Annotated in this window: 7 protein-coding genes; 2 read left to right on the top strand and 5 right to left on the bottom strand. The window is 72.2% G+C overall.

Annotated features, from left to right (window positions below; genetic code table 11):
* Nucleotides 1-61: 61 nt before the first annotated feature.
* From AMK13_RS25795 to AMK13_RS25785, 3 genes are read right to left on the bottom strand one after another with little or no spacing between them, the layout of a single operon-like run.
* Nucleotides 62-955, bottom strand: coding sequence for an SDR family oxidoreductase (locus tag AMK13_RS25795; protein WP_074004265.1), 894 nt, complete (start codon nucleotides 953-955; stop codon nucleotides 62-64).
* Nucleotides 952-1,947 carry an alpha/beta fold hydrolase gene (locus AMK13_RS25790; protein ID WP_074004264.1) on the bottom strand — a complete coding sequence of 332 codons (996 nt, stop codon included), beginning with the start codon at nucleotides 1,945-1,947 and terminating at the stop codon, nucleotides 952-954. Before AMK13_RS25790 ends, AMK13_RS25795 begins: the two co-directional genes overlap by 4 nt.
* Nucleotides 1,944-3,515, bottom strand: coding sequence for a flavin-containing monooxygenase (locus tag AMK13_RS25785; protein WP_079272449.1), 1,572 nt, complete (start codon nucleotides 3,513-3,515; stop codon nucleotides 1,944-1,946). The genes AMK13_RS25790 and AMK13_RS25785 overlap by 4 nt, the downstream gene beginning before the upstream one ends.
* Before the next feature lie 222 nt (nucleotides 3,516-3,737).
* On the opposite strand from AMK13_RS25785, the gene AMK13_RS25780 reads away from it, so the two are divergent.
* Complete coding sequence (locus AMK13_RS25780) at nucleotides 3,738-4,526, top strand: MerR family transcriptional regulator (RefSeq protein ID WP_074004263.1); 789 nt, start codon at nucleotides 3,738-3,740, stop codon at nucleotides 4,524-4,526.
* A gap of 59 nt (nucleotides 4,527-4,585) precedes the next feature.
* Complete coding sequence (locus AMK13_RS25775) at nucleotides 4,586-5,623, top strand: ABC transporter substrate-binding protein (protein ID WP_074004262.1); 1,038 nt, start codon at nucleotides 4,586-4,588, stop codon at nucleotides 5,621-5,623.
* A 119-nt stretch (nucleotides 5,624-5,742) separates the two neighbouring features.
* Here the strand turns inward: AMK13_RS25775 and AMK13_RS25770 are convergent, their stop codons facing one another.
* Together AMK13_RS25770 and AMK13_RS25765 are read right to left on the bottom strand one after the other, a co-directional pair.
* Nucleotides 5,743-6,681, bottom strand: a complete 939-nt coding sequence (locus AMK13_RS25770; protein ID WP_198959432.1) for a CPBP family intramembrane glutamic endopeptidase — start codon at nucleotides 6,679-6,681, stop codon at nucleotides 5,743-5,745.
* A 395-nt stretch (nucleotides 6,682-7,076) separates the two neighbouring features.
* The gene (locus tag AMK13_RS25765; protein ID WP_074004261.1) at nucleotides 7,077-8,714 is read right to left on the bottom strand and encodes a M4 family metallopeptidase; all 1,638 of its coding nucleotides are present in this window, start codon (nucleotides 8,712-8,714) and stop codon (nucleotides 7,077-7,079) included.
* Between the last annotated feature and the right edge of the window lie 351 nt (nucleotides 8,715-9,065).

Raw genomic sequence — 9,065 nt, 5'->3', positions numbered from 1 at the left:
TGACAGCTGACAGATTTCGAAATCTGTCAGCTGTCAGCTGTTATCCGTCGCCTGTCATCCGTCAGCTGTCGACTGTCCGCCGTCGGTCGTCCGCCGCGCCCCCGGCGCCGACGGCGCGCAGGCGAGTGGCGGCGGTGGCGGCGAGCTGGGGGGCGAGCCGGGCCACGTCCCGGGAGCCGACCACCGCGATCAGGCTCGGCAGCAGCCAGCGGACCGGCTGCATCCCGCGCAGCCAGGCCTGGGCGTAGACGTGGGCGGACCGGCGGGCGATCCCGGCGACGATCCGGTCCACCGCGGGCTCCAGCGGATACGTCTTGTTCGCCGGCCACGGCAGCCGGGAGCGCATCTGCTTCAGCACGGCGTCCTCGTCGGCCCCGCGCACCATGTCCGTGTCGGTCCAACTCAGGTACCCGACACCGACCTTGACCCCCTGGTAGGCCACCTCGGCGCGGATCGAGTGGGCGAAGGCCTCCACCCCGGACTTGCTGGCGCAGTACGCGCTCATCAGCGGCGCGGGGGTCAGCGCGGCGAGCGAGGCGATCTGGAGCAGGTACCCGCGGCTCTCGGCGAGCGCAGGCAGGAAGGCCCTGGCGGTGGCCACGCTGCCGAGCAGGTTGACCTCGATGACCCGGCTGAACGCCCGGTGGTCACTGTCGGCCAGCGGCCCGCCGAGGGCGATCCCGGCATTGGCGACGACGGTGTCGACCCGCCCGTAGTGCTCCTTGATCCGCCGGGCGGTGTCCTCCAGCGCGTCGAGGTCGGTGACGTCCACCTCCCAGCTGGTCGCGGACGGGCCGCACTGCGCGGCGACGGCCTTCAGCTCCTCCGGCTCCAGTCCCAGCAGGGCCACCTTGGCCCCGCGCCGGGCGAGCTTGCGTGCCAGCGACGCGCCGACGCCGCGCGCGGCCCCGGTGACGACGACGACCTGCTCGGACAACGGCGGGATGGCGTTCATGCGACAGCGGTCCTCTCGTCGGTGGAAGCGGAAGCGGAAGCGGAAGCGGGAAGGGAAGCGGGAACGGCGCCGGCGGGCGCGGCCGTCAGGTACCCGGAGGCCATCCGGTGGATCTCCGCGGCGACCTCCGCCGGGCGCTCCAGCGGCGACATGTGCCCGACCCCGGGCAGCAGCAACAGCCCCTGCGCGTCCTGGAGTTCGGCGACCATCCGGTGAGCGTGCACCGGCGGGGTCAGCCGGTCGTCGGTGCCGACCACCACCGCCGTGGGCGCGGCGATCCGGGCGAGCCCGGCGTGGACGTCCAGCCGGTCCAGCACCGCGGCCCAGTTGGCGCGGACGGCGGTCGGGCAGGCGTGCACGATCCGGGCCGTCGCCTCGACCTGGCCGGCGGGCGAACCGGCGCCCATGGTCGCGTACTTGAGCGCCGCCCGGCTGACCGGCGAGACCGGTCCGAGCGGCATCCGGGAGCGCAGCAGCTGCCGGTGCAGGAAGCGTCGCAGGCCCCGGGCGCGTACGGCCGGTGGCAGGACGGTGAGTTCGGCCACCAGGTCACCCGGCCCGGTGGAGATCAGGACGGCCGCGGCGGTGCGCTCGGCGACCTCGGGGCGGCCACCGGCGGCCATGATCGTCATCCCACCCATGCTGTGCCCGGCGAGCACGGCCCGCTCGCCCGCCGGCACGGTCCGCGCGAGCACGGCGGACAGGTCCTCGGCCAGCGCCCTGGTCGAGTAGCGGGCCCGGCTCGGCGGGATCTCGCTGCGCCCGTGGCCGCGCTGGTCGTAGGCCACCACCCGGTAGCGGTCGGCCAGCAGGCGGATCACCGGGGCCCAGAAGGCGGTCGAGCAGGTCCAGCCGTGGGCGAGCACCACGGTGGGCGCGTCGAGCCGGCCGTGCACCTCGACGTGCAGCCGGATGCCGTCCGCCGACCGTACGCTCAACTCCTCCACGGGGACGGGAGGTTCGTACTCCTCGGGCAGCTGGACGCCGTTCACGCGGAGACCTCCTGGACGGTGCGGGCGGCCGCCGGTGCGGCGCGCATGATCAGCTCGTACTCGCCCAGGTCGACCCTGCGGGTGGCCCGGCGGAACGAGGTGGTGGAGCCGGGCCAGAGCACGGTGTTCCTGCCGCTCGGGTCGAGGTACCAGCTGAGGCAGCCGCCGGTGGTCCAGACGGTGCGGTCCATCCGGTGCTGGAGTTCGAGGTTCCACTGCCGCTGGGCGCGCGCGGTGGGCTGCATCGCGGCGGCTCCGATCGAGCCGAGCGTGGTCAACGCGTCGATCATGTAGTTCAGTTGGGACTCGATCATCAGGATCATCGAGCTGTTGCCGAGGCCGGTGTTGGGCCCGATGACGAAGAAGAGGTTCGGGAAGCCGTGCACGGTCGAGCCGCGCAGCGCCTCCATGCCGTCCTTCCACTCCTCCGCCAGGCTGGTCCCGTTGGCGCCGAACACCCGGGCGCCGATGGGCATGTCGGTGACGTGGAAGCCGGTGCCGAAGACGATGGCGTCCACCTCGTGCTCGCTGCCGTCGGCAGCGACCAGCGTGGAGCCGCGCAGTTCGCGCAGGCCGGAGGAGACGACCTCGGTGTTGGCCGCGGCGAGCGCCGGGTAGTAGGTGTTGCTGAGCAGGATGCGCTTGCAGCCGATCCGGTAGTCCGGGGTGAGCCTGGCCCGCAGCGCCGGGTCGGGGACGCCCTGGGCGATGTGGCGTTCGGCGAGCTGCTGGACCAGGCGCAGCAGTCCGGGGCGGCGCACGAACGCGTCCACCTGGAGCTCGCGGAGGGCGAACAGGGTGCCGCGGCGGATCTTCGCGGTGACCGGCAGGCGGCCGTGCAGCCACTTCTCCAGCTGGCTGATCTCGCGGTCGCGGCGCGGCAGCACCCAGGCCGGGGTGCGCTGGAAGACCGTCAGCCTGCCGACCTTGGGCTGGATCGACGGGATGATCTGCGCGGCGGAGGCGCCGGTGCCGACCATCGCGACGCGCTTGCCGGTCAGGTCGAAGTCGTGATCCCAGCGGGAGGAGTGGAACACCTTGCCGGGGAAGGAGCTCAGCCCGGGCAGGTCGGGGATCTGCGGGTCGGCGAGCGGTCCGGCGGCGGAGACGATGGCGTCGGCCGTCCACTGGCCGGCCGAGGTGGCGATCCGCCAGCGGGTCTGCTCGCTCTCCCAACGGGCTTCCAGCACCTCGGTGTTGAAGCGCAGGTGGGGGCGGAGGCCGAAGACGGTGGCGACCTTCTCCAGGTAGGCGCGGATGTCCGGCTGGCCGGAGAAGCTGCGCGGCCAGTCGGGGTTGGGCGCGAAGGAGAAGGAGTAGAGGTGCGAGGGCACGTCGCAGGCGCAGCCGGGGTAGCTGTTGTCGCGCCAGGTGCCGCCGACCGAGTCCGCCCGCTCCAGGACCACGAAGTCGGTGATCCCGGCACGGCGCAGTCGGACCGCGGCGCCGAGTCCGCCGAAGCCGGAGCCGATCACCGCCACCCGGACGTGCGGGACGGACTCCTGCGCCGCGATGGTGTCGGTCACTGCGGACGCGCCGGAGCGGGGGCGCTTGCTGCTGGATGCCATGCGGCAACCTCCTGAGGGTGGGACGGTGATCGTCGCGCTCTCCCGGCGAGCGTGCCCCGGAACCTCCTGGGGCCCGTCTCCGGATCCTCCCGGGGTCCGCCTCCGGAACCCCGCCAATCGCGCCAGTAATCACTGGCATGGTTGGCAGGGTAGCCCTTGCTGACACCGGATGGAAGAAGCGCGACCGCTCCGGTTCGGGGAGCCTTCCGAGCCGACGGACCTATGCTGATCGCCGTGGACAAGGTCAGAGCTGCTGCGGGCGACAGAAGACGCGAGTACCGGGTGGAGGAACTGGCCGAGGCCGCCGGCATCACCACCCGCACCCTGCGCTTCTACCGCGAGCGCAAACTGCTTCAGCCGCCCCGCAAGGAGGGCCGCATCGCCTGGTACGGCGAGGAGCACCTGGCCCGGCTGCGGATGATCGGCGAACTGCTCGAACGCGGCCACACCCTGGGCGGCATCGCCGAGCTGATCGGCGCCGGCGAGAGCGGGCGGGACGTCGCCGAGCTGATCGGGCTGGAGGCGGCGATCGTCGCACCGTGGTCCGACGAGACCCCGGTGCGCCTGGACTGGGACGAGCTCAAGACCGCCTTCGGCGACCAGCTGACCGAGGAGAACACCGCCGAGTCGATCGCCCAGGGCTACATCACCGTCGAGGAGGACGGCATCACCCACGTCAGCCGCCGGCTGATGGACGCCACCACCGAGCTGGTGGCGGAGGGGGTGCCGCTCTCGGCGGTGCTGGACGCCAGTCGGCGCACCCGGGAGCACGTGGACGCCATCGCTGAGATCTTCATCGAGGTGGTCGGCGAGCACCTGCTCAGCGCGCTGGCCGCCGACACGCCGCTGCCGCCCGGCGAGGCGGCCCGGCTCACCGAGCGCATCCTGCGGGTTCGGCCGCTGGCGCGCACGGTCGCGGACGCCCAGTTCGCCCTCGCCATGGACCGGCGGGTGCACGTCGAGTACCTCGAACTCCTGCGCCAGCGACGGGAGAACGGTTCCGAGGCGTAACCGGGCTGCTGCGCGGGCAGGGATTCCCGCGCCCTGCCCGTACGTTGGAGGTGCCGCCGATGGCCCAACCGCTCAACCGCCGCGCCGCTCTCGGCCTCGCCGCCGGGCTCGCCCCGGGGCTCGTGCTCGCCGCGTGCGGGTCCGACTCCCCGGCGCCGGGCGGCGGTTCGTCCGGTGGTGGTTCGTCGGGCTCCGGTTCGTCCGACTCCGGTTCGTCCGGTGGTGGTTCGGCCGGCTCCGGCGGCACCCGGACGGTCCGGCACGCGCGCGGCGAGAGCACCGTGCCGGCCCGGGCGAACCGGGTGGTGGCCCTGGACACCGACGCGCTGGACTCGGTGGTCACCCTCGGCCTCAGCCCGGTCGGCGCCACCACCGTCACCGCGGGCGCCCCGTTCCCCGCCTACCTGCCCGCCCAGCGGCTGTCCGGGACGAAGCCCGTCGGGGCCATCGGCCAGCCCAGCCTGGAGACGATCGCGGCACTGCGGCCGGACCTCATCCTGAGCAACCAGGTCCGCGACGACAAGCGGTACGACGAACTGTCGAAGATCGCGCCGACGGTGCTCTCCAAGACCACCGGACCGACCTGGAAGGAGAACGTCCGGCTGCACGCCGAGGCGCTGGGCCGGCAGGCCGAGGCCGACGCGGCGGACGCGGCGTACCGGGCGAAGCTGCGGGACCTGGTCTCCGCGCTCGGCGGACCGGCCAGGGCGGCGGCCACCCGGGTCGAGATGGCCCGCTTCCTGGCGGGTGCGCCGACCAGGCTCTACCTGAACGACACCTTCGTCGGCTCGCTGTTCAAGGATCTGGGGCTCGGGCGGCCCGCCAACCAGGACAAGCCCGGTTTCTCGATGGAGATCAGCCCCGAACAGGTGGACCAGGCCGCGGCCGACGTCATCTTCTACGCGGTGTACGGGGACGCGGCCAAGTCCGACCAGGGGAAGATCACCGAGGGGGCGCTCTGGAAGAACCTGGACGCCGTGCGCAACGGGCGGGTGTTCCGGGTGGACGACAACCTGTGGATGCTCGGCATCGGCTACACCGGGGCCGGGCTGATCCTGGACGAGATCCGCAAGGACATGGCACCGGCGGGCGGGTGACGGACGACGGGTGACAGCGAACAGCCGACAGCTAACAGCTTTCAGATAACAGATGATGAAATCTGTCATCTGTTATCTGACATCCGTCACCCGTCATCCGCCGCCCGCCACGGCACGCGTCACCCCTGCCCGTACCGGCCCGGCCGCAGTCGCCCGGTGAAGGCGAGGAAGGCCACGAACCCGCCGAGGACGGCCCAGCCGGGCCAGCCCGCCAGCGACATCGTGAGCGGGTCCAGCTCGGCGTCCGGGTCCGCGAACTCCCGGACCATCGACACGCTCATGCTGCTCGTGAAGGCGTGCGCCAGCACCGCCGGGACCACCGACCCCGAGCGCAGCCTCAGCCAGGTGAAGACCGGCAGGACGAGCACACAGCTGACCGTCAGCGCGGGCACCGCCAGGTACCACGGCCGTCCCGGGTACTGGCCGCCCATCAGCAGCGTCGGCAGGTGCCAGAGCGCGAAGGCCGTCCCCGCGAGCAGGTAGGCCCGGACCAGCACCACCCTGCCACCGGCGCCCTCACCCCCGCCCTCTCGCCGGCCGAGCAGCAGCAGCCGGGGGAAGAGGAAGCCCTGCCAGCCGATCTCCTCGCCGAAGAACAGCGGCAGCGAGAGCACCATCCCGATCAGGCCCTGGACCGCCCACGTTCCGATCCGCCCCGCGTCCAGCGAGCCGAAGCCGGCGAACGGGTAGCTGCCCGCCAGCGCGCCGAGTGCCAGCGTCGCGGCCGTCAGCCCGCCGAGCACCCCGAGCGGCAGCAGGCAGGCCCGGACCGCGCGGGCCCGGGGCCGCGGCCAGCGCAGTGCCAGCGCCTCCCGTACCCCGCCGCCCCGCTCGACGAGGCGGACCACCAGCAGCGCCGCCAGCGCCGGGGCCAGCATGGCGGCCGCGATGCAGATCTGCTCCAGCGCGCCGACCCCCTCCCGGGCGTCGGTGCGCTGGTAGCCCTCGGCGAGCAGCGGGGTCATCGCCGCCCACATCCCGGCGTAGGCGAGCACCAGGTAGACCAACAGGCCGCGCCGTCGGACGGCGCTCGGCGGGGTTCGTGTCAGTAGCGTCATGCCGAGGACGCTACGGATCCGGAGGTTCGCCCCGGAACCAAGTGCACTGCCGTTCCCGGGGGTTGTCCACTACCGCCGCGATGGTCGAGTTTTCTGGGTGTACGGGGGCCCGCCGGAGGTGCTACCAGGGCCCCGCGCCCTGCTGTCCACCCTCGCGTGCGCCACGAATCGCCACGGAAGCTGCACGGAAAGGAAAATTGACGTATCGTCAGGCGTCACACAGCGGGGGCGACGGTGGTCCGCTCACCGTCGCCCCCGCCGTACTCCCCCGCCGGCCGGCACCCACGGCCCGGCGGGGCCCTCCACACCTCCCCGGGCCCGGGCCTGATGGGTTCAGGCCCGGGCCCGGTTCAGCTCCGGGCTGGACTCATGCCCGAAGTCTCCCCGGAGCCTGGTCAGTTGACGTTGACGGCCGTCCAGGTGGCGGCGACCGCGTTGTACTCCGCGCTGCCCGACCCGTACAGGTCCGCCGCCGCGCTGAGGGTGCCCGCACGGGCGCCCGCGTAGTCGGTGGTGGAGGTGAAGTACGTGGTCAGCGCGCGGTACCAGATCTGCGCGGCCTTGTCCCGGCCGATGCCCGCGAGCGTGGAGTTGTCGTACGTCGGGCTGTTGTAGCTGAACCCGTTGATCGTCTTCGCGCCGCTGCCCTCGGACAGCAGGTAGAAGAAGTGGTTCGCCACCCCGGACGAGTAGTGCACGTCCAGGTTGCCGACGTTCGCGTCCCAGTAGTCCGCCGAGCCGCCGTCCTTGCTCGGCTGGTCCATGTACCGCAGCGGGGTGCCGTTGCCGTTGAGGTTGATCAGCTCGCCGATCCAGTAGTTCGGCGGGTTGGAGGGCAGGTTGGCGTACCACTCGACCATCGTGCCCATGATGTCCGAGGTGGCCTCGTTGAGGCCGCCGGACTCGCCCGCGTAGTTGAGGTTCGCGGTGGCCGCGGTCACGCCGTGGCTCATCTCGTGGCCGGCCACGTCGATCTCGGTGAGCGGTGCGGTGTTGTTGCTGCCGTCGCCGTACGACATGCAGAAGCAGCTGTCGTCCCAGAAGGCGTTGACGTAGTTGGAGCCGTAGTGCACCCGGCTCAGGGCGCCGACGCCGTCGTTGCGGATGCCGTTGCGGCCGAAGGTGCTCTTGTAGAAGTCCCAGGTGGTGGCGGCACCGAACTGGGCGTCCACGGCGGCGGATTCGCGGTTGTTGACGGTGCCGTCACCGAAGCTGTTGCTGGTGTTGGCGAACAGCGAGCCGGTGCCGTCGGTGCCGTTGTTGAGGTCGCTGGTGGACTGGCCGCCGCGACCGGCGTCCTTCAGCTGGTAGTTCGATCCGCTCTGGGTGGTGGCCAGCGGGACCTGGCCGACGAAGATGCCGTTGCCCGTGCCGGCCGCGGTCTCGATCGTCTCGTGAGTGGCGAGGACCCGGCCGTCGGCCGCGTCGGTCACCAGGATCTGGCGGCTCGGGGTGCCGTCGGCGCGCTGGCCCTCGACCGTGGTGCGGTACGCCAGGCGCGGGTTGCCGTCGGTGGCCCAGACCACCAGCTCGGCCTTGCCGGCCTGGTGGACCTCGGTGAGCGGCGACTCGTCGGCGTCGGCGCGCGCCCCGATGGTGGCCTTGACCCCCGCGGTGACCTGCGTGGCGGCCTGGTCGGCGGCGATCTTCGGGGTCGTGTTCGGCAACGCGATCCGGGCGGAGACCGCCTTGTCGACCGACTTCACCGAGCCGTCGGCCTTCTGGTGGACGACCAGGTCGCCACCGATCACCGGCAGGCCGGCGTAGGTGCGCTCGAAGCGCAGGTGGCGGGTGCCGTCCTTGTCCACCGCGGCGTCCTTGGCGACCAGCTGCTCCTTGTCGCCGAGCTTGAGCGCCTTGGCCAGCGGGCCGGCCTGACCGGCCGCCAGCTTGAGCGCGGTCGCGTGCTGCTGGGCGGCCTGGGCCTGCAGCGAGGGGGTGGGAGCGGCCTGGGCGGCGGTGCTCACCTGGATCACACCGGTCAACAGGGCCGTGGCCGAGAGTACGGCGACGGCCGCGAGCTTACGCTTCACGTACGAGTCCTTCCGGGAATCCGCGTCTGGGCGCGGTCGCACCGCGTCCCGGGGGGCCGGGTCGGCACCTGTGGGGCGGGACGGGCACTGACGTGCGGGAACCCCGTGCAGTCGAGCGGTTCGCCACCGATGGGTGGGGGTGGGGCTACCGCTGGGGGATGACCAGAAGCATGACAATCCAGCAGGTGAATTGACAGGTCTTGCTCAGCAATTGGCCAGGTCCCGCCATCGGGTAAAGAGCCTCCAATCAGCAGACGAACCCGGGCAATTCGCCACATCCCGCCAAGGGCTCCGACCCGAACGACGCCCGGTCGCCTGCACCTACGGGAATCCACCCGCCGCCCGCCGCAC

Source organism: Streptomyces sp. CB02056, assembly GCF_001905545.1.
Taxonomy (GTDB): Bacteria; Actinomycetota; Actinomycetes; order Streptomycetales; family Streptomycetaceae; genus Kitasatospora.
This window is presented reverse-complemented; position numbering and strand designations above follow the sequence as displayed.

Bases quoted from the DNA above. Each gene is read 5' to 3' on its own strand.
- AMK13_RS25785 (WP_079272449.1), bottom strand. From the start codon at position 3,515: ATGGCATCCAGCAGCAAGCGCCCCCGCTCCGGCGCGTCCGCAGTGACC.
- AMK13_RS25775 (WP_074004262.1), top strand. From the start codon at position 4,586: ATGGCCCAACCGCTCAACCGCCGCGCCGCTCTCGGCCTCGCCGCCGGG.
- AMK13_RS25795 (WP_074004265.1), bottom strand. From the start codon at position 955: ATGAACGCCATCCCGCCGTTGTCCGAGCAGGTCGTCGTCGTCACCGGG.
- AMK13_RS25770 (WP_198959432.1), bottom strand. From the start codon at position 6,681: ATGACGCTACTGACACGAACCCCGCCGAGCGCCGTCCGACGGCGCGGC.
- AMK13_RS25780 (WP_074004263.1), top strand. From the start codon at position 3,738: ATGCTGATCGCCGTGGACAAGGTCAGAGCTGCTGCGGGCGACAGAAGA.